The 21147-nt window shown below is 55.9% G+C and carries 15 protein-coding genes; 3 read left to right on the plus strand and 12 right to left on the minus strand.

Going from position 1 to position 21147, the window contains the following annotated elements; genetic code table 11:
• Positions 1-169: 169 nt before the first annotated feature.
• The 3 genes from bcsE to bcsG are packed head-to-tail and all read left to right on the plus strand — an operon-like array spanning position 170 to position 3595.
• A complete protein-coding gene (bcsE, locus tag ACFX4O_RS12520) occupies positions 170-1729 on the plus strand; it encodes a cellulose biosynthesis c-di-GMP-binding protein BcsE (RefSeq protein ID WP_131411336.1) in 1560 nt (519 codons plus the stop codon).
• On the plus strand, positions 1726-1923 hold the full coding sequence (bcsF, locus tag ACFX4O_RS12525; protein ID WP_131411338.1) for a cellulose biosynthesis protein BcsF: 198 nt from the start codon (positions 1726-1728) through the stop codon (positions 1921-1923). Before bcsE ends, bcsF begins: the two co-directional genes overlap by 4 nt.
• Positions 1916-3595 (plus strand): cellulose biosynthesis protein BcsG, encoded by a 1680-nt coding sequence (gene bcsG, locus ACFX4O_RS12530; protein WP_380209608.1) that lies wholly within the window; start codon positions 1916-1918, stop codon positions 3593-3595. The genes bcsF and bcsG overlap by 8 nt, the downstream gene beginning before the upstream one ends.
• Before the next feature lie 39 nt (positions 3596-3634).
• On the opposite strand, the gene ACFX4O_RS12535 is transcribed toward bcsG, so the two are convergent.
• The 12 genes from ACFX4O_RS12535 to dppA all read right to left on the minus strand — a co-directional run bounded on the left by ACFX4O_RS12535 (position 3635) and on the right by dppA (position 21132).
• Positions 3635-4630, minus strand: a complete 996-nt coding sequence (locus ACFX4O_RS12535) for a glycosyl hydrolase family 8 (RefSeq protein ID WP_380209606.1) — start codon at positions 4628-4630, stop codon at positions 3635-3637.
• Between the two features lie 8 nt (positions 4631-4638).
• Positions 4639-5118: a cellulose biosynthesis protein BcsD gene (gene bcsD, locus ACFX4O_RS12540; protein WP_380209604.1), complete on the minus strand. Its 480-nt coding sequence runs from the start codon at positions 5116-5118 to the stop codon at positions 4639-4641.
• Positions 5118-9101 (minus strand): cellulose synthase subunit BcsC-related outer membrane protein, encoded by a 3984-nt coding sequence (locus ACFX4O_RS12545; RefSeq protein ID WP_380209602.1) that lies wholly within the window; start codon positions 9099-9101, stop codon positions 5118-5120. Before ACFX4O_RS12545 ends, bcsD begins: the two co-directional genes overlap by 1 nt.
• Positions 9102-9115: 14 nt before the next feature.
• Positions 9116-11395, minus strand: a complete 2280-nt coding sequence (gene bcsB, locus ACFX4O_RS12550; protein ID WP_380209600.1) for a cellulose biosynthesis cyclic di-GMP-binding regulatory protein BcsB — start codon at positions 11393-11395, stop codon at positions 9116-9118.
• A complete protein-coding gene (gene bcsA, locus ACFX4O_RS12555; protein ID WP_380209598.1) occupies positions 11392-13503 on the minus strand; it encodes a UDP-forming cellulose synthase catalytic subunit in 2112 nt (703 codons plus the stop codon). Before bcsA ends, bcsB begins: the two co-directional genes overlap by 4 nt.
• A gap of 15 nt (positions 13504-13518) precedes the next feature.
• On the minus strand, positions 13519-14322 hold the full coding sequence (gene bcsQ / locus ACFX4O_RS12560; protein ID WP_131411352.1) for a cellulose biosynthesis protein BcsQ: 804 nt from the start codon (positions 14320-14322) through the stop codon (positions 13519-13521).
• Positions 14313-14843 (minus strand): cellulose biosynthesis protein BcsO, encoded by a 531-nt coding sequence (bcsO, locus tag ACFX4O_RS12565; protein ID WP_380209595.1) that lies wholly within the window; start codon positions 14841-14843, stop codon positions 14313-14315. The genes bcsQ and bcsO overlap by 10 nt, the downstream gene beginning before the upstream one ends.
• A 637-nt stretch (positions 14844-15480) precedes the next feature.
• Positions 15481-16494 (minus strand): dipeptide ABC transporter ATP-binding subunit DppF, encoded by a 1014-nt coding sequence (gene dppF / locus ACFX4O_RS12570; protein ID WP_380209593.1) that lies wholly within the window; start codon positions 16492-16494, stop codon positions 15481-15483.
• The gene (gene dppD / locus ACFX4O_RS12575; protein WP_131411358.1) at positions 16491-17474 is read right to left on the minus strand and encodes a dipeptide ABC transporter ATP-binding protein; all 984 of its coding nucleotides are present in this window, start codon (positions 17472-17474) and stop codon (positions 16491-16493) included. Before dppD ends, dppF begins: the two co-directional genes overlap by 4 nt.
• Before the next feature lie 10 nt (positions 17475-17484).
• Entirely contained in the window at positions 17485-18387 is a 903-nt protein-coding gene (gene dppC / locus ACFX4O_RS12580) for a dipeptide ABC transporter permease DppC (RefSeq protein WP_131411360.1), read from the minus strand.
• Positions 18388-18396: 9 nt separating this feature from the next.
• Entirely contained in the window at positions 18397-19416 is a 1020-nt protein-coding gene (gene dppB / locus ACFX4O_RS12585; protein WP_017458244.1) for a dipeptide ABC transporter permease DppB, read from the minus strand.
• A gap of 108 nt (positions 19417-19524) precedes the next feature.
• Positions 19525-21132 (minus strand): dipeptide ABC transporter periplasmic-binding protein DppA, encoded by a 1608-nt coding sequence (gene dppA, locus ACFX4O_RS12590; RefSeq protein ID WP_131411362.1) that lies wholly within the window; start codon positions 21130-21132, stop codon positions 19525-19527.
• Between the last annotated feature and the right edge of the window lie 15 nt (positions 21133-21147).

A 21147-nucleotide genomic window follows, 5' to 3' on the forward strand; every position in this document is an offset into this window, starting at 1 on the left:
GGCCCGATCCCTTTGAATAGAAACACACGTACAGATGTAGCAAGGCATCGTGCCCGAGAAAATTCGTTTACATGCTAAATCTGATGTTCTTTAATTTCAATGTTAGGTTTATTTCTCGGCTTTCGCTAGTAAACTGAGATACAGACAATTTTGCATCAAGAGGGACATCGTGGAGCCCATATTTTCTATCGGCATTGAATCGTTATGGGACGAATTGCGTCATATGCCTGCGGGTGGCGTTTGGTGGGTTAATACCGATCGTGAACAAGATGCAATAAGTCTGATAAACCAAACGCTCGCGGCCCAGGATAAAAAAGCGCAGGTGGCGGCAATCGGCATGGGTCATAACTTGATGAAAATCATTGAGTTAGACAAAGAGCATGGTCCTGATAAAATCAGAATTTTCACCATGCCAAATCAGAACAATAGTCTATACTTTTTCACCCGCGATTTGCTTTGTTCATTTGAACCTGAAAATTATTTACTGATTCTGCTGTGCGCAAATAATGCCTGGCAGAATATATCCGTGCCTGATTTACAACAGTGGTTAGAAAGAACTCATACCTGGGCGAAATATCATAAATGCACCTTACTGGTTATTAACCCTGGCAACAATAACGACAAACAATCATCAATTTTAATGAGTGAATATCGTTCGTTGTTTGGACTGGCGAGTTTACGCTACCGAAACGATATGCATGTTTATGATATTGCCTGGTGGTGTAATGAAAAAGGCATTAGCGCGCGCCAGCAATTAGTACTTAATCACCATCAAGGTCGCTGGCAACTTGCGAAGCAAGAAGAAGCATCGGTGCAACCGCGCAGCGATGAGAAACGCATATTAAGCAACGTCGCCGTGCTGGAAGGCGCACCGCCGCTGTCGGAACACTGGACATTATTTGACACCAACGAAGCATTATTTGAAGAAGCGCGATCCAGCCAGGCGGCAACGTTGATTTTCACCCTTGCGCGAAACAATCAAATCGATAACATCGCACGCCAGGTCCACACGCTGCGCCGCCAGCGCGGCAGCGGGCTAAAAATTATTGTTCGTGAAAGCCAGGCCAGCCTGCGTGCTACTGACGAACGCTTGCTGCTCGGCTGTGGCGCCAATATGGTGATCCCCTGGAACGCGCCCCTTTCCCGCTGTCTGACGCTTATTGAAAGCGTGCAGGGCCAGCAGTTTAACCGCCTGGTGCCGGAAGATATCACCACGCTACTTTCCATGACTCAGCCGCTAAAACTGCGCGGTTTTCAGCCGTGGAACGTGTTCTGCGACGCCGTCGGGAATATGGTCCAAAACTCGCTGTTGCCCGCCGATGGCAAAGGGGTATTGGTCGCGCTGCGCCCGGTGCCCGGTATTCGCGTCGAGCAAGCGCTAACGCTGTGCCGCCCAAATCGCGTGGGCGATATTGTCAGCCTCGGCGATAATCGTCTGGTGCTGTTTTTGTCGTTCTGCCGGGTTAACGATCTCGACACGGCGTTGAATCACATTTTCCCGCTGCCAACGGCAGACATTTTCTCTAATCGCGTGGTGTGGTTTGAAGATAGCCTGATTGCCGCAGAGCTGGTGCAAATGCGCGCACTGTCACCAGATAAATGGGCGAAACCGCTGCCCGTTACCGCCGAAGAGAAGAAAATCATTAATGCTGAGTACGACGGTACAAACTGGCGTCGAATCCCGGAACCGTTGCGGTTATTCAGTAAAGCCCCGGAGCGCACCTCATGATGTCAATCAGCGATATTATTCAGCTTGTGGTGCTTTGCGCCCTGATCTTTTTCCCACTGGGCTACCTTACACGCCACTGGATACGCCCGATCCGCAGCGCGTTGCGCATACTGTTTACCAAACCACGCTATGTAAAACCGGTCGGAGTGCTGCGCCGGGAATCGTTCGTCAAGGCAGACCGAAAACATGACTAATCATACTATGACCACTTCAACGCCTTCGCCATTGTGGCAATACTGGCGTGGCCTTTCTGGCTGGAATTTCTATTTTCTGGTGAAATTCGGTCTGTTGTGGGCGGGCTACCTTAACTTTCACCCGCTGCTGAATCTGGTGTTTATGGCTTTTCTGCTGATGCCGCTGCCGCGCGTCAGCCTGCATCGCTTACGTCACTGGGTTGCCATTCCCATCGGTTTCGGTCTGTTCTGGCACGACACCTGGTTGCCGGGTCTTGAAAGTATGATGAGCCAGGGCTCGCAGGTCGCGGGCTTCAGTGCCGATTACCTGTGGGATCTGGTCATGCGTTTTATCAACTGGCAGATGATTGGCGCGATTTTCGTGATGCTGATTGCCTGGCTGTTCTTGTCGCAGTGGATCCGCGTCACCGTGTTTGTCGTCGCGATTATGATCTGGTTAAACGTGCTGACGTTGACCGGGCCGGCATTTAGTCTGTGGCCCGCAGGCCAACCGACCACGACCGTCACCACCACTGGCGGCTCGGCGGCGGCAACGGTCGCAGCGGCGGGCGATACGCCGGTGGTTGGCGATATTCCCGCACAAACCGCGCCGCCAACCTCAGAGAATCTGAACGCGTGGCTGGCAAGTTTCTACGCCGCAGAAGAGAAACGCCAGAGCACCTTCCCGGCGCAGCTTCCGGCAGATGCCCAACCGTTCGATCTGCTGTTCATCAATATCTGCTCCCTCTCATGGGCCGATATTGAAGCGGCGGGTCTGGCGTCACACCCGCTGTGGTCACACTTTGATATTGAGTTCAAAAACTTCAACTCGGCGACCGCTTATAGCGGCCCGGCGGCAATTCGCCTGCTGCGCGCCAGCTGCGGCCAGCCGTCGCATAAAAATCTCTACCAGCAGGCCAATACGCAGTGCTACCTGTTTGATAACCTGTCGAAACTCGGCTTCAGCCAGCAGTTGATGATGGACCACAACGGTGAGTTCGGCGGTTTCCTCAAAGAAGTGCGCGACAACGGTGGTATGCAAGCGCCGCTGATGAACCAGGCGGGTCTGCCGCCGGTGCTGCTCTCTTTTGACGGCTCACCAATTTATGACGACACAGCGGTACTGAACCGCTGGATGGAGTCCGACAGCTTTAAACAAGGTCAGCGCACCGCGACCTTCTACAACCTGCTGCCGCTGCACGATGGCAACCACTTTCCGGGCAATCGCAAAACCGCCGATTACAAACTGCGCGCGCAGAAGTTGTTTGATGAGCTGGATGCGTTCTTCACGCAACTGGATAAATCCGGGCGCAAAGTGATGGTGGTGCTGGTGCCGGAACACGGCGCGGCGCTACAGGGTGATAAAATGCAGGTTTCCGGCTTGCGCGATATCCCAAGCCCATCGATTACTAACGTGCCGACGGCGATTAAGTTCTTTGGCATGAAATCACCGCATCAGGGCGCGCCGATAACCATTACGCAGCCGAGCAGTTTCCTGGCTATCTCCGAGATTGTCACCCGCGTGCTGGATGGCAAAATCTTTACCGAGGACAACGTCAACTGGCAGCAGCTTACCAGTAATCTGCCGCAAACCGCGCCGGTGTCTGAAAACGCCAACGCCATTGTGTTGCAGTACCAGGATAAGCCGTATGTGCGCCTGAACGGCGGTGACTGGGTGCCCTACCCGCAATAATCATGCAAACCTCTCCCCTGCCGGGGAGAGGTTATCGATTTAGCGCTGCTGCGCCAGCCAGACCAGCATTTTCAGGCTGGCGGAGTAGTAATCATCCTGCGCGGTGATCTGTGGTTCTGCTGGCGTTACGCCCAACGTCAAATCCCGCACCGCTAATAAACCGTCATTCATGTTGTACGGCGCGTTATCGTTGGTCGCCACATCCACCCATGCGGGCGTCTGGCTGCGGCCAAAACCCTGCCACCAGTTGCGCCACGGCGTTAACAGCGCGCTGTGCGGATCCTGCCAGCTCACATACAGCGGAATACGAATGGCGTCGTAACTCATACGCGGCGGCCACTCTTTCGCCGGGTTCAGTTTGCCGTCCGCCGACAGTGAAACCCAGTCCGTCGGCAGGCGCGCTTTACCAAACGTCATTTTGCCAAGCAGCGTTTGCCCGTCTTTGATCAAATCGCGCCAGACCACCTGATGGCTGCGGTCTGCAAAAGCCTGCCATGCCGGGAAAATAAAGTAGGACGGATTCAGGTTTACATAGGTATTGAGGTTAAAACCGTTGGCACCCGGCAACATCACGCGGTAACCCGCAAAGCTGACTACCGTATGTTTGAGCACCGCCTGAGTAATCGCATCGGAGGCAGCAAGGTAAGCGGCATTGTTCCAGCGCTCACCGGCTTTCAGTAGTGCCCAGGCGATCAGCACATCGCCATCGGTCGCGTCATTTTTATCGGCGATAGGATCGGCTTCCACCGGGTTATAACGCCAGTAAAACAAGCCATTGGTTTTGTTTTTCAGCGTTTTATTGGTCCAGCCCCACATGCTATCAAAAGCCGCTTTGTCGTCGCTGGCGACCGCCATCAGCATGGCGAAGCCCTGGCCTTCGGTGTGGGAGACATTTTTGTTGCCGGTATCGACAATGCGACCATCCGGCATCAAAAAACGCGCTTTATAACTCTCCCAGGCACCAGCGGCCTGGGAAACGGATGCAAATAGCAGACTCACCATCACCACCATCGCGGTGAAAACGCGCTTCAACATGGGCAAACTCACTGTGGGTTAGCGTAACGGAAGAGAACATCCGCCACAGAATAGAGCCTTTCTCGGGTAAACACGAGGCTCGCCTCGCCGCCCTGGTTTTGCAGCCAGCGCGAATAAAGCCCTTCAAGAATGGCGCAAAACGCATAGCACCAACGGGTCTGGTAGGCCTCTTCGCGGGCCACCGGCAACGCCTGGTGGCGAAACGCCATCCCGTGTTCCGTGGTTTCGATATCAATAAATCCCCAGTTGAACACCGCCAGCTGCGCGTTAATATTCGCTTCCAACTCGCCCACCGTCGCCGAAGCCGGAAGCGGCACACGATCCGCTAATGCTTCGCCCATTTGGCGCAGGAACGGCAGACTTTCCGCTTCACCGACATTTCTGACCATACCGTCAATCATCACGTTCAGCAGATCAAACCAGCCCGGCGACGTTTGTTGTTGCTGGAAATAGCCAAGCAGCAACGTGTTTGCAGTGTTGGTTGTCATTATTTGTCTCCCAGCATGTACCGGAGCCAAATCCCGGCGGTGCTTTCGTTGTAACTGCCGAAGGTGTCATAACCGACTTTTCCACCTACCGACATGTTTTTATTCACGTTGTAATCCAGCCCGGCATGGAAGTTATAGCCAATACCGTTTTGCGAACCGCCCTGGTACTGCGCCTCTTTCACAAAGCCCATATCGGCGAGCTGTTGCAGCATCTTCTGTGCTTCCGGTTCTGTCGGGAAGTAATTGCTCTTATCCTGCGTGTAGGATTGGTAACCCACCGCACCGCCAATACTGAGGTTCCAGTTATCGATTTTCTGCGACAAATCAACCGGCAACGACACGCTCACGTAGTTTTGTGGGCTAAAGTAACCGCCCTGGCCGTAAGTGAAGTAACTGAGGTTTTTCGAATAATTCATCCAGCCAACGCTCAGCCCCGTCTGCAACTGGCGGAAATCGTCGTGCCACGGACGCAGATAAACCCCGGCATTGGCATTCACGCTGGTGTTGCTCGCCACATCTTTACCGAGGTAGCTGTATCCGCCACCGCCAATGTAGAACCCGGCATCGCCGTCATCGTAGCTCAACTGCGCGCTGCCGCCGTTTTTGGTGACCTGCCCCCATCGCTCGCCAGAGTAAGCGTCCCGCAGCCCAACGTATGACAACAAGCTGTCAGTCACCGCTCGCCGCTCGCCGGTGAGGATAAGTGTTAAATAATTGGTCAGTTTCGGCGACCATTTCACGCCGCCCACCAGCGAGGTTAAATCCTGCCCCAGCGGCGTACTGCCGATATCCAGCTTGTAGCTGTCGCCGCTCAGCGCCATATTCAGTTCAACGCCGCTGGCGTTTTGCGAATCGGTGGAAGACTTAATCGGGTCGCTATAGTTCGTCTTATAGTTTGATTCGCTCAGGCTCTTCAGGCGGCCCGATGACAGCAGCGAGGTGAGATTGTCGTAACCCGTTTCGGTAAACGGCGACAATTTGCTGGCATCGGCATAACCGGCGAGATCGGTAAATTTATCGCTGCCGTCAGTTGCTGAGGATTTATTGGCGTTTTTAATCGAGGTCGCAATATTGCTCACCCCATTCGCCAGCGGGTTCGCACCATAACGCCGCCAGGCATCACCATTAGCGCTACCGGAACTTAACGAAATCGGCGTGGCGGTAAATTCAAACCGCGCATCGCCAAACGGCGAGCTGGACCAGGTCAGCGGCGCTTTGGCTTCCGTCAGCTTGCTGGTGCCGGTTTCCCCGTCGCGGCCACGGATCTCCACGCCACCCTGCAACCACATTCCGGTTTTCTCGTTCATCTGCTGCATCATGTCATCGACCTGGCGCAGCGTTCGCGTTTGCGCCGTTTCGACCGGCAAATCAGTACGTGTAGTGCCAGGCAAATTGCTGCCCGGTTCGTGCGCCACCTGTGCGACTTGCCACGGCAGCGTTTGCCCATACAGCGACTGCGGTGCCGCGCTTTTACTGGTGGTGGTAAACGGGTTATCCGCCAGCAACACACCGCCGATTGTCGGCGTTGCCGCGCTGTTGTCCGACTCCAGCCCCACCAGCTTGCCGCGTGCGCTGCGCAGGTAGGTCATCGCCTGCTGATGATTGCCTTTCGCCTCTTCCAGCCGCGCCAGCAACAGCAAGCGATCCGGCGAATTGTTGCTGCGCAGGCCGCTGGCTAAGGTTTGTGCCTTGTCGATGTTATTTTCCGCCAGCGCGACATCAATCGCGCCAACGCGCGCCGCCTGATCCTCGCTGTCGCGCGTCATCAGGTAGTCATACAGTACACCCGCTTCTTTGTTCATCTTACCGGACTGATACAAACGCCCCATCGCGAACATCAAATCCGTGTTCTGCGGGTCGTTTTGCAACGCGCGGATCAGCTTGTCATAGGCGGCGGCATAATTGCCCTGCTCACGCAGTTGATCCGCTTCGTTGATCACATAGCCATTACGCACTCCGGCAAGCTGGGCTGGCGTGCTGCGCGCCTGCACGTCCGGGCGGGAAACAAAGGCCTGCGCCTCCTGGTTAAGCCCCGCCTGGTTCAGCACCGCAACTTGATCGGCATAATCGCCGATGTTGCCCTGCACGCCCTGTTTCATGTTTTCACGCACCAGCGCAACGGCGCTAGTGGTATCGCCAGTCTGCGCCAGCATGCGCGCCAGTTTCCCGGCATCGACCGGGCTTTTCGGCGGTGTGGCCGTCAGCGCTTTCAGAGTATTGGCTGCCGCCGTCATATTGCCCTGAACGAGGTAACGCTCTGCAGTCGCCATTTGCAGGTTGTAATTGACCCGCTGCGCAAGATCGCGCATCTGGCCGTTCTGGCTGGCGGGCGAGATACGTGACAGCAGCATACTGGCCTGCTGCCAGCCACCATTTTCACTGGCGAACAGGGCGGCAGCGTACAGCGAACTGGCACCGGCTCGCGGGTTTTGCGCGGGCAGCATCACGTTCGCGGCTTCATTTTCCTGCCCCGATTGTTGCAGCAAACGCGCCAAATCAAGGCGCAACCACGGGTCATCCGGCAGGCGCGCCACGCCCTGGCGTAACACGGCAATGGCCTGCGACGTATTGCCGCTGGCCGCCAGTTGTTGCGCCTGCCGACGCAGCGGGTCGCCAGGCGTACCCGTCACCACGCGCGGTTGCAGTTTTTCCTGCAAACTCGCCGGTAACGTGCGCAGCATGCTTTGCGCTTCTGCCGCTTTATTTTGATCGCGCAGCACGTAGTAGAGATTTTCCCGCGCCGGCGCATTCTGCGGCTGCTCGTTCAGAATGTCGCGCAGGGCTTGTTCCGCTTGCGGGTAATCTTTGTTCTGGCGCAGCACATCAGCGCGGAACAATTTTGCCGCCGTGCCGCGTTCACCGCTCTGCTGCACCAGCGGCGCGGAAAGTGCCAGTGCCTGGCTGACATTGCCCATTTTTAACGCTTGCTGTGCCTGCGCCAGTTGGCCATAAAACGCGGCGTCTTCCGCCTGGGCTTTGCGTTCGGCTGAAGCTTCGCCCCCCTGGCTCGCCGCTCGGTTCAGATATTGTGCCGCCGCCTGGTAATCACCGTTGCGCTGGGCAATGTAACCCATTCCCGCCAGCGCATCAGCGTCGTCCGGGTTGGTTTGCAATACCTGCTCAAACTGGCGTTTTGCGGCATTGCTGTCGCCGCTATTCAGCGCGGTAAAGCCTGCGCCTTTCGCGCTGCCACCGACATTTTTACGGTAGTACGCCTGGACCTCGCTATCCTGCGGATGGCGCTGCAACCAGGTATCGTAAAAGCGTTCATCGCCAGCCTGCGGCGCTAACCACAGCAGCGCCTGGCGCAATCCTTCATCTGCCTCTTTGTTGCCGCTGGCCATTGGCTCCAGCAGTAAAATTCCCTCGCGACGCGTGGTTTCTCGCCAGGTCAACATTTTACCCAGCGCCACGCGGGCGGCATTGTCCTGCGGATGCTGGGCGACGAAGCGCTGGATTTCCGCCAGCGCCTGCGGGTAGAGCGCTTTATCGCCCGCCATCGTCAAATAGTATTCCGGCGCGAGGCTTGGCGGCGGCGTGTCGCCATTGAATAAACTGCGCCAGGTTTCCAGCGCCGCGGGCACATTGCCGCTGCGTGCCTGCTGGCGCGCAAGCGTTAACTGTCCTTGCGGCACTTGCGACAACTGCTTAGCGTTATCCAGCGCCTGCAAACCGTTATCGTCCGGTGCGGTTTTCGCCAGCCTGGCTCGCCACTGCGCGGCGGTTTGCACATCGCCATTTTGCTGCGCCCACAGCGCCATCAGGTACATCGCCTGGGTGTTATTGGCATCGACCATTAACACCTTTTTCAGCGATTCCATTGCCAGGTCGTCGTGGGATTTCTCATGCCAGTAGTTAGCTTGATCAAATAGCGCCTTGAGTGCCGCGTCATTCGGCGCGGCCTGCGCCATGCCGGAGGTCGCCAGCGTCAGCACGCCGGAGAGGCAAATTGTTGTCAGCCGACGGGCGGTTTTTTTAGGCATTTTTGTCACCCTCTTCACTTGCTGTTCCCCGCATCCAGACGTTTACGCTCGCGCTTTTTCAGCATGCGATACAACAACCACCCCACCAGCGACCCCACCAGCAGGCTAAGGATCGCCAGCAGTGCCGAGTGTTGGTTGGCGTACCAGACCACTTTCATCTGCGGCGGCATTTCGCCACTGGGGAACTGCTCGCCGACGCGGAAGCTGCGAACACCGTTTTCATTGGTGATAATGGCGGCATCGCCGCGAATCCCGGCGTTGATTTTTGCCGAAGCCAGATCGTCATGCAGATGCGACAACTGTTCGTCGTTGCTGCCGAGTGCCAGCACCACCAGCCGCGTATCGTTCCATGGCGAGCGGAAGCTGATAAAGCCGCGCCACGCTTCGTTGGAAGAGAAGTAGCGATCGGCTTCAAGGCCTTCTGCCGCCCAGTCACCCGTTATCCAGCGCTGCACTTTCTGCCAGCGAGAAGGCTCACGTACGCCAAGCGTGCTGTCGTGGGTGGCAAACGGCGAATTGGCCAGCAGCGCACGGTTAAAGTCATGCTGATCCATGCCGCTTACCGCCAGCACATCGCGGCCACTCACCAGTTCAAGGAAACTGCCGCCGGTCGGCACACCAAACACGACACGGTTATGACTGAGCGCAGTTCCAGTGGCGTTGCCTGAACGCGCCGCCAAATCAAACAGTGTGGCAATCTGCGTTTCGCTGGGGTTGACCGGCAGCATCAATACCGTTTCTGAGTAATCCGCCTGGCGGGTAAACGGGAAAGAAGCCCCGACGAAATAGGAAAGATTTGGCAACAGCGCAAAGTGGCGGGTATGGCTGAGATCGATCCACGAATCGTCATCAATGCGGCTTTTAATGTTGTTATTCAGCAAGGTGCTGCACGGCGCGTTCTTTTTCGGCACGATGTTGAAATAGAGCGAAAGCTGGTTGTCGCCGTAAATCATGTACGGCTCCAGCGGCATATCAAATTGCTCCTGCCGCGCATCGCCGCCCAGCTTGCGCCACAGCGTCTCCAGCGCGCCCTGCTTATTGACCGGCAGGTTGTGCAGGAACGTGTCGTTCAGGGTCATGCTCAGCCACGAACGTTGTTCGTCGATCCAGTTTTCCGCCGGGAAACGGTAACCGATATGCAGCGGGATGGTTTCACCGTCCCACAAGAACAGATCGGGTGCAGCACGAAACGCCACCTGCAACGGCGGGTGCCAGATCCCGGTGGCGGTCAGGCTTTGATCTTTACGGATCAGCTCCGATAACTTCACCGGACGATCGGTTGGGATCCAGCGCGGCGCATCGTACGGTTTGCTCAGCGGGATCGTCTGCGCATCGACATCCACCGCCGGGGTTTGCAGCGCAAAGTTGCCGCGCGTTAAACGCCAGGCCGCCGCGCGTAATTCGCTTTCATCTTTCCCCACCACCAGTAGCAGTTTGTAAACCGGGTTTGCCGGGTTATCGATAATTTTCAGCAGCGGCTGGCTGGTTTGCGGCAGCGTTAAACCGCCAATTTGCTCGCCGGGGTGACCAATCAGAATGCCGTTTTTTTCCGGCAGACGGTCGTGGTAGGCCGCGAACGAGGCACCGCGGTAATCGGCCTGAATACCCAACCACGAGGCGATCAGCGCCCCGGCGCTAATGGCGTCCGGGCTGAGTTGAGGTGCAAATGCCATGGTAATCGCCGCAGGTGACATCTGCATGCTGTCAAAGAAAGGGCGCGGGAAATGGCTCAGATCCGCGCCGATATCCAGTTGCTGCCCTTCCAGCTCAAAGCGCGAATCCGGCAGGATAGTGACACGATATTTGTCACTCAGGTCGCGCTGACACTGCATGGCATCGCCATCGTTAATTTTAAAGCTGAGGCTGTTACTGGAAACCATCAACGCTGCGGGAACATCCAGCTGGTAACGGGCAAGGTCGCTGTCGGTCGCCGTCAGCGGCACAGTGCCGAGCGGTTGGCCGTTAAGCATCAACTGCATGGTGGCGTTACGCGCCGCCAGCGCCGGGGAAATTCTCAGGTTCAGCGCCAGCCGGGCGCTGGTCATTACCTGGTCGACCGGCAGCGTAAAATCGACGCCGCCCTGGAATTGCCCGCCGCTGAGGGTGATCCCTTGCGGCTGGCCCATCTGTGCGATGCTGACGCTGCTCATCACCGAAGGCACAAATGTCGGTGTAGATTGCGTTATCGGCGGCAGATTCAGCGGCAGCAGCGATTCAACCGTCGTTTCTTCACTGTGTAACGGCGCGATGAAGAGTGCGCCGAGCAGCGCGGCAAGCGTGGTTAGCCGCTTCATACGCTCTCCTCCTGCGCAACCTTTGCCGCGTGCTGCGTGCGTAAACGGCGGTTTTCGCGGCGTGATTTCCATGTCAGCCAGAAGAGATCAAAAACACAACGCACAATGGTCAACATCGAGCGGAACGGGTTGTCCTGCGGTTTTGGCGGGTGGATCCATGCATCGGCGCGGGAGAGCACCACGCGCACCAGTTCACGGCGGCGCGACAGTGGAATATCGTCGAACATCAGGCGGATATGCTGCTCGTCGCTGGCGACGGTCTGCACCGGAATGCTAATCGCGCCGGATTGCAGCAGCAGTTCAATCGCTTCGATGTCATCGTTCAGGTGTCGATCATCCGGTACCACAATGCGGCATCCGCCCATCGACAAATCCGCCGTCTGGCTACGCGACGTAATTCCGCTGGCGTAATGGATAAGCACCGGGATATCGACATCAATACGGATGGTTTTGCGGGTCTGGCGGGTTTCGCGCGCGACAGCAATCGCCGCCAGCAGGAAAATCAGGCTATACAATCCCCAGCCAACGTTCAGCACAATAACGCGCGGATCAACACCAAAGTAGTCATGCGCACAGGCGCGGACAATCCCGGCGACCACGCCCGCCGCCAGCAGCAAGGCAATGATCAAATGCGGGCGCACCACGCTGAAGTCGAAATAGCCGACATTCAGCAGGCCGCCTTTGTCGGTGACGTTAAACTTGCCGCGTTTGGGAAACAGCATGGTAACCATTGTTGGTAGCGCAATGTGAAACGCCATCACCAGGTCATAAATCTCGCCCCAGAAGCTGTAACGGAAGCGGCCATTCAGCCGCGAGTTAACATACACCGCCAGGAACAGATGCGGCAGCGCGTAGGCAAATACCAGACTGGCCGAAGAATGAATAATATTCAGGTTAAACAGCAGGTAAGCCAGCGGCGCGGTCACAAAGGCGATACGCGGCAAAGCAAACTGGTAATAGAGCATCGCGCTCAGGTAGCACAGGCGCTGCTGGATGGTCAGCCCACGGCCAAACAACGGGTTATCGAGACGAAAAATCTGCGTCATACCGCGCGCCCAGCGGGTTCGCTGGATCACATGCAGCACCAGACGCTCGGTTGCCAGCCCCGCCGCCAGCGGAATATCAATAAACGCCGAACCCCAGCCGAGACGCTGCATTTTCAGGGCGGTATGCGCATCTTCGGTGACCGTTTCCACGGCAAAACCGCCAATCTCTTCCAGCGCGCTACGGCGGATCACCGCGCACGAGCCGCAGAAGAAGGTGGCGTTCCAGTTATCGTTGCCCTGCTGAATCGGGCCGTAAAACAGCGCCCCTTCGTTGGGGATATTGCGCCCGACGGAAAGGTTACGCTCAAACGGATCGGGCGAATAGAAGTAGTGCGGCGTCTGCACCAGCGCCAGTTTCGGGTCTTTCAGGAAACCGCCGACCGTGGCCTGCAAGAAGATGCGCGTCGCGACGTGGTCGCAGTCAAAAACGCAAATCAGCTCGCCGTTGGTAAGTTTCATCGCATGGTTGAGGTTACCGGCTTTGGCGTGCGCGTTATCGTTACGGGTGATGTAACCGACGCCAACATCGGCGGCAAACACGGCGAATTCACTGCGTTTGCCGTCGTCGAGCAGATAGATTTTCATCTTATCGCGCGGGTAATCCATGCACTGCGCAGCCAGCACCGTATCGCGTACCACATCCAGCGGTTCGTTATAGGTCGGGATATAGACATCGACCGTCAGCCACAGGCTCATGTCATCCGGCAACTGTACGAGTTCGCGTTTCAGCGGCCAAACCGTTTGCAAGTAGCTGAGCAGCAACATCACCCAGACATAAACTTCCGCGAGAAACAGCCCCATGCCGAGGAGGGTTTCAATTTCGGAATTAAAGTGCAGGGTTTGTGTCAGGCGAAAATAGATATAGCGCGTCGAGAGCAGCACCGACATCACCACCATGATCACCGAAATACTGCGCTTTTTGCTCAAGCCCATGACACAGAGAATGCCGATGCTGATCAGGCCAAAAATGTACTGTTTTTGGCTGTCCATTGGCGTGATTACCACCAACAGGGCGACAGGCAGCACTGCCAGAACCAGCAAAAGAGAGAGAAACTTTTTCATACGTTGCCCGAAGCGTTAGAAGCCTGACATGCGTGGTGAGTTGTGTACCGTGCCGTCACCGATTTTGACGCCCAAAATTCCGGCGACCCGTTTAGCAATCAGTTCGATATCGAACGCCGCGGCGGACGCCGGGCTGAAATCAAATACCGATTGCTGAGAAGCATTGGCTTCGGCGACGCTCTCATCGCGGTGCAACACGCCAAGGAGTTGATTGCCCAGACGTTGCTCCATAAATGCGGTAACGTCGCGGCTGATTTGCCGACGGTTGTCGCTCTGGTTCACCACAAAGTAGTGACCGGCTTTGCGGTTCAGCACATCACCGGTAAGGCGGTTATTTTCGATATACGGCAACAGCGAGAGCGAGGCAGTGTCGGCCAACAGCGTGACTAAATGCACATCCGCAAGCCGCGACATCGCTTTCAGCGCCGCAGACGGGCCGGGAGGAAAGTCGGCAACGATAATCAAACCCGGATAGTTGAGCAGCGTATTCAGGCCGCGCGTCAGAAAATGCTCATCATTCGTTAAACGCTCATCAAAGGCGACGCGCTGCTCTTCTGTGACATCACCATACGGCAGCACGAAAATATTGCCGCCCGCGGTGAGTACAAACTGGCTCCAGTCCGAGGATTCCGCCGCGCGCGCCACATAGCCGCGCCCGTCAGACAGCGGGACACCAAAATGCAAACGCAGCGCGTTTTGCACGTCAAAATCGAGCGCCAGCACTTTGCTGCCCGCGCGGGCAAGGGCGTAGGCCAGATTTGCCGTCAGGGTCGTTTTTCCGACACCGCCTTTCGGCGAACACACACAAATCAACGGCATGAAGCGATCCTTTCTAACAACGAGTGTAAAGGCTGATTTTTTTCCGCGCGGGGCTTCTCCTCCGTCGCTTTCGCTGCGAACAGGCGCGCATAGCTGACAGGAGCCGAAGAAGGATTTGCAGGCGATGGCATCTGCATAACCGGTGCAACGCTTGCAGGCGCAGCCGCGTAGGCCGCGGCGTTGAACGCTGGGGCTACCGCATCGAGCTGGCTGGCGACATCTTTTAGCAGAGAGGTTGTTGGCGCAGGCGCAGGTGCAGGTGCAGGTGCAGGTGCAACATCATCCACCACCGCAGCCGGTTCTTGCGCGGCAAAAAGTTCAGGATCGACGGATTGTGGAACAGGCAGCGACACATGGCCGCCCATCGCCAGCATCGATTCATCCGTAGCGGGAGAAAGCTGGTTAATGATTGCCCAATTACTCTGGTCTTGTGCGAGGTTCTGTGCGGAGAGATCCTTAAAATCGTGCTTCTGATTGCGAGTCTTGTCCTTAAACCTCTGCAAATCATCGTAATGACCCATAGTTATTCTCATGATTTACAAAATAAAATTGCGTCCATCACCGTCAGGATCGGTATCCTGATAGCATCAAGTGATGGGTTTTTTTTAATTGCGGCGGTGCTGTTTTACGCGGGTACGAAGTCATGCTTCAGCGATGGTTTTCAGCGTGGTTTTACGCGCTAAAGTTTAGTAGTGCTAACACGCTGTTTAATTGCAGCAAATATATAAACATTGGCTATACATGCGCCATCTTTTTTTTGCACAAAATCTATTAAAGTAGAAATATCTACACAGAAAACAAAATGACATAGAAAAACATACGCTTAAGGCAAATTAATCCATTTAAATAGCATGGTTAATTAAATTAAAAGAATAACAAGCTATACCTCATTAAATTGCCGTTAATTTTCTCTTATCAGTAGAAATATCCAGAAATAAATATTACTGCCATATATCGCAGATATTTCTCTAACTCATTATTCCCGTTGGAATTATTTCACGACGGCGTTTCTGGCTATTTTATTGGAAATTTCTAAATAAAACCGGAAGGTTCATAAAGGAAAGGCACCAACGATAATGCCTGATGACACCACGATTGCCGGACCTACAACAATACGTAGATCCAGTAAACGCCGTGCCACCAGGCATAACGTGGGGATTAAACGCGCGGTTTTTCGCCGTTTTCATCCTGGTCGACCGCGAAACAAGCAACCAACTGCCCGCGGTAGTCTTTCAACTGCGGTTGCAACTGCGTGCAAGGGCCGAAACGACGGCTGCAGCGGGCGTTAAAGGCGCAGCCCGGTGGCGGGTTAAGCGGGCTTGGCAGCTCGCCGGTCAGTTTGATACGTTCGCGGCGCTCGTCCGGGTTCAGGCGCGGCGTCGCGGAAAGCAGCGCCTGAGTGTACGGATGACGCGGATTCGAGAAAATCTGCTCTTTGGTGCCTTTCTCTACGCAGCGGCCGAGATACATCACCATCACTTCATCGGCAATGTGCTCAACCACCGACAAGTCATGCGAAATAAAGACGTAAGAGAGCCCTAAATCCTGCTGCAAATCCATCATCAGGTTCAGCACTTGCGCACGCACGGAGACGTCCAGCGCGGATACCGGTTCATCGGCGATCACCACATCCGGATCCAACATCAGACCACGGGCGATAGCGATACGCTGGCGCTGACCGCCAGAAAACATATGCGGATAGCGATCATAATGTTCGGTTTTCAGGCCGACTTTCGCCATCATCGCCAGCGCTTTTTCCCGACGCGCTTCTTTGCTGAGCGACGAGTTGATCAGCAGCGGCTCTTCGAGGATCTGTCCCACTTTTTTACGCGGGTTCAGCGAACCGTACGGGTTCTGAAAGACGATCTGGATTTTCTGTCGACGCAGCTTCTGCGCATGGGGATCGTGCTTCAGCAGATCCTGACCCTGGTAGTAAAGTTCACCGCCGGTCGGGGTTTCAATCATTGTCAGCAGGCGACCCAGCGTGGATTTGCCACAACCGGATTCGCCCACCACCGCCAGCGTTTTGCCGCGCTCAAGGGTAAACGATACACCGTCCAGCGCTTTCACCAGGCGTTCCGGGGCAAAAAAGCCCTTCTTCACCGGATAGTGTTTTTTCAGGTCGATAGCCTGCAACAGCGGCTGTTGCGTGGTGGCCTCGTGCGTACTCATAGTGTCGGCCTCCCGGCGTCATCGAGTGGGTAGTGACATTTGGACTGACGGCCGCCATCGACGGTGTTCAGTTCCGGTTCCTGCTCGCGGCATTTGTCCGTTGCATACGGGCAGCGCGGGTTCAGCAAGCAGCCAGTTGGGCGGTCATATTTGCCCGGCACCACGCCCGACAACGAGGCCAGACGCGCTTTATCCTGCGCAAACTCCGGCAACGCACGCAGCAGCGCCTGAGTGTAAGGATGGCGCGGCGCGCGGAAGATATCCTTCGCTTCACCGGTTTCCACCACCTGGCCTGCGTACATCACAATGATTTTGTGCGCCGCTTCCGCCACCAGCGCCAGATCGTGAGTGATCAGGATCAGCGCCATGTTTTCCTTTTGCTGCAGCTCCAGCAAAAGCTCGATGATCTGCGCCTGGATAGTCACATCCAGCGCGGTCGTTGGTTCGTCGGCAATCAGCAGTTTCGGCTGGCAGGCAATCGCCATCGCAATCATTACGCGCTGGCTCATACCGCCGGAAAGCTGGTGCGGGTAAACGTCCAGACGCGAAGCCGGATCGGGGATACCCACCTGGTTCAGCAGGTCAATCGCCCGCTGACGGCGGGTTTTCTTATTCCCGCCCTGATGCACCTTAATGGCTTCCATAATCTGGAAACCGACCGTGTAGCACGGGTTCAGGCTGGTCATCGGATCCTGGAAAATCATCGCCACTTCGGAACCCACCAGGCTGCGGCGCTCTTTTTCCGAAATGCGTTTTAGATCCTGGCCGTTAAACTCCAGTTTTTCCGCCATTACACGACCGGGGAAATCAATCAGCCCCATGATAGCCAGCGAGCTGACTGATTTACCGGAGCCGGACTCACCCACAATACCGACCACTTCGCCCTGGCTTACGCTATAGCTCACGCGGTCTACAGCGCGGAATTCGGAGCCAACGTCGCCGAAATGCACCGATAATTTATCTATATTTAATAACGCCATCTCGAGCCTCTTACTGCTTCAGTTTGGGGTCGAGCGCATCACGCAGGCCGTCACCCATCAGGTTAAATGCCAGCACCGTCAGCAGAATCGCAACACCGGGGAAGGTCACGACCCACCAGGCACTTTGTGCGAACTGCAAAACGTCGGAGAGCATGGTGCCCCACTCCGGCGTTGGCGGCTGCGCACCCATGCCAAGGAAGCCAAGGGCGGCCATATCGAGAATGGCGTTGGAAAAACCGAGCGACGCCTGAACAATCAGCGGCGCAAGGCAGTTAGGGAAAATATTGACGAACATCTGGCGCATCGCGCCTGCGCCCGCCACGCGGGAAGCGGTGACGTAATCACGGTTCACTTCCACCAGCACCGCCGCGCGCGTCAGACGCACATAATGCGGCAAGGCAACGAACGTTAGCGCCAGCGAGGCGTTAACTATCGACGGGCCAAAAATAGCCACCAGTACCAGTGCCAGCAGCAGGCTTGGCAACGCCAGCATGATATCGACGATACGCATGATGATGTTGTCGACAATACCGCCGAAGTAACCGGCGACCAGACCGAGGACAATCCCGGCGATCAGCGACAACACAACCACCAAACAGCCGACCAGCAGCGACAGACGTGCACCGAACATCAGGCGCGACAGCGTATCGCGGCCAACATCATCGGTACCGAGAATGTGCGTCCAGGTGCCGCCATCCTGCCAGACCGGCGGCGCAAGTAGCGCATCGCGGAACTGATCCGCCGGGTTGTGCGGAGCCAGGAAGTTGGCGAAAACGGCGATAATCAGCATGATCACCACGTAAGCCAACCCGACGACCGCGCCTTTGTTGCGTTTGAAATAGTGCCAGAACTCCTGCAGCGGGGTCATCGGCACCGGTGCGGAGACAACTTTATTTTCAGTGACTTGTGACATGATGGCCCCTTACTTCTTATGCCGAATACGCGGGTTCACCACGCCGTAAAGCAGGTCGACCAGCAGGTTGACGAGGATAATCATCGTCGCGACCAGCAATACCCCGCCCTGCACGACCGGATAGTCTCGGCGTTGCAGTGCATCAATCAACCAGCGCCCCAGGCCAGGCCAGGAGAAGATGGTTTCCGTCAGGATCGCGCCCGCCAGCAGCGTACCGACCTGTAAACCAATCACCGTCACCACCGGCAGCATCGCGTTGCGCAGGGCGTGAACGATGATCACGCGCATACGGGTCAGCCCCTTCGCGCGCGCAGTGCGGATATAATCTTCACCCAGCACTTCCAGCATCGAAGAGCGCGTCATACGCACAATCACCGCCAGCGGAATCGTACCGAGCACGATGGCGGGCAGGATCATGTGCGCAACGGCATCGATGAAGTTTCCATCCTCGCCCCAAATGGCGGTATCAATCAGCATAAAGCCGGTCAATGGGTTGCTGTCGTCGAGGAACACCATATCGCTGACGCGCCCGGAAACCGGGGTCAGGTTCAGTTGTACCGAGACCAGCATAATCAGCATCATGCCCCACCAGAAGATAGGCATGGAGTAACCGGTCAGCGCGAGGCTCACGGCGGTGTGATCGAAGATGGAACCGCGCTTCACAGCGGCCATGACGCCCACCGGAATGCCTACGGCCACCGCAAAAATCATGGCGCAGATGCCGAGTTCCAGCGTCGCTTTAAAACGCGGTACGAACTCGTCCCACACCGGAAGACGGCTTTTCAGCGACATACCTAAGTCACCATGCAGCACGCCCCACACATAGTTGACGTATTGCTCCCACAGCGGCTTATCGAGACCAAGCTCGGCCAGCAACTGGGCGTGACGCTCAGGAGAGATACCACGCTCACCCGCCATGATCATTACCGGGTCGCCGGGGATCATATGGACAAAGGCAAAGGTGAGAAGGGTGATACCGATAAACGTTGGGATAACCAGCCCCAAACGTCGGAGAATGAACTGCAACATAACCCGGATTCTCAGTAGTGACGCTACGCCTGGCGACGGCGCGTCTGTATTGCTCACAAATGTAAATTCCCCCTCCCCAAAGGGGAGAGGGAAAAGGCACCGTGCTTATTATTCAACAGACACGTTTTCGAAATGGTGTTTGCCTAACGGATCAACCACATAGCCTTTGACTTCTTTACGCACTGGCTCGTAAACGGTGGAGTGAGCGACGATCAGCGCCGGAGCCTGGTCATGCATCACCACCTGAGCCTGTTTGTACAGTTCAACACGCTTGTTGTGGTCGTCGGTGGCGCGAGCCGGTTGAATCAGATCTTCAAACGGCTTGTAGCACCAGCGAGAGTAGTTGGAACCGTCTTTTGCCGCAGCACAGCTGAACAGGGTCGCGAAGAAGTTATCCGGATCCCCGTTGTCGCCGGTCCAGCCCATCATTACCGCCTGGTGTTCGCCCGCTTTCGCGCGCTTCAGGTATTCACCCCACTCATAGGTAACGATTTTGGCTTGTACGCCCACTTTCGCCCAGTCAGCCTGAATCATCTCTGCCATGCGGCGAGCGTTCGGGTTGTACGGACGCTGTACCGGCATTGCCCACAGTTCAACGGTAAAGCCTTTATCCTGGCCGGCTTCTTTCAGCAGCTGTTTCGCCTTCTCAGGATCGTAGGTGTAGTCTTTAACGTCGTCGTTATAGCCCCACATGGTCGGCGGGATCAGGTTTTTCGCCGCAACGCCTGCGCCCTGGTAAACCGCTTTGATGATCGCTTCTTTGTTCACCGCGTAAGTCAGCGCCTGACGCACTTTCACGTCATCAAACGGTTTCTTCTCGGTGTTGAAGGACATGTAACCGACGTTCAGGCCAGCCTGTTCCATCAGGTTAATGTTTTTGTCCTGCTTCATACGCGCGATGTCAGCCGGGTTCGGGTACGGCATAACCTGGCACTCGTTTTTCTGCAGTTTGGCATAACGTACGGACGCGTCAGGGGTGATGGAGAAGACCAGGCGATCGATTTTCGGCTTGGTGCCCCAGAAACCTTCAAACGCTTTGTACAGAATGCGGGAGTCTTTTTGGTATTGCAGCAGCTGGAACGGACCGGTACCGATCGGGTCCAGGTCAACTTTATCCGGCGTGCCCGCTTTCAGCATGTTATCTGCGTACTCTTTGGACAGAATGGATGCGAAATCCATCGCCAGGTCAGCCAGGAACGGTGATTCCGGACGAGTCAGCACGAACTGAACGGTGTTGTCGTCGACTTTCTTCACTTCGCTAATCAGGTCTGGCAGACCCATGCCTTCAAAGTACTCATAGCTGCCGCCAGAGATTTTGTGGTACGGGTTCTGATCGTTTTTCTGACGATCGAAGGAGAAGACGACGTCATCGGCATTGAAATCGCGCGTTGGTTTGAAATCTTTGTTGTCCTGCCACTTCACGCCTTTACGCAGGTGGAAAGTGTAGATTTTGCCATCGGCGCTGATATCCCACTTCTCAGCCAGACCCGGAATCACTTCCGTGGTGCCGGTTTTGAATTCTACCAGGCGGTTATAGATTGGCACGGAGCTGGCATCGTAAGTGGTACCAGAGGTGAAAAGCTGTGGGTTAAAGCCTTCAGGCGAGCCTTCAGAACAATAAACCAGGGTTTTAGCCTGCACGCTTGCCGCGACGGTCATGGCCACCAGGCTAAGACCGAGCTTCAGCATCCCTGACTTCTTCAAGGAAATACTCATTGATTCTGCTCCAAT

This window comes from Kosakonia sp. YIM B13571 (assembly GCF_042788095.1).
In the GTDB taxonomy this organism is placed as follows: Bacteria; Pseudomonadota; Gammaproteobacteria; order Enterobacterales; family Enterobacteriaceae; genus Kosakonia; species Kosakonia quasisacchari.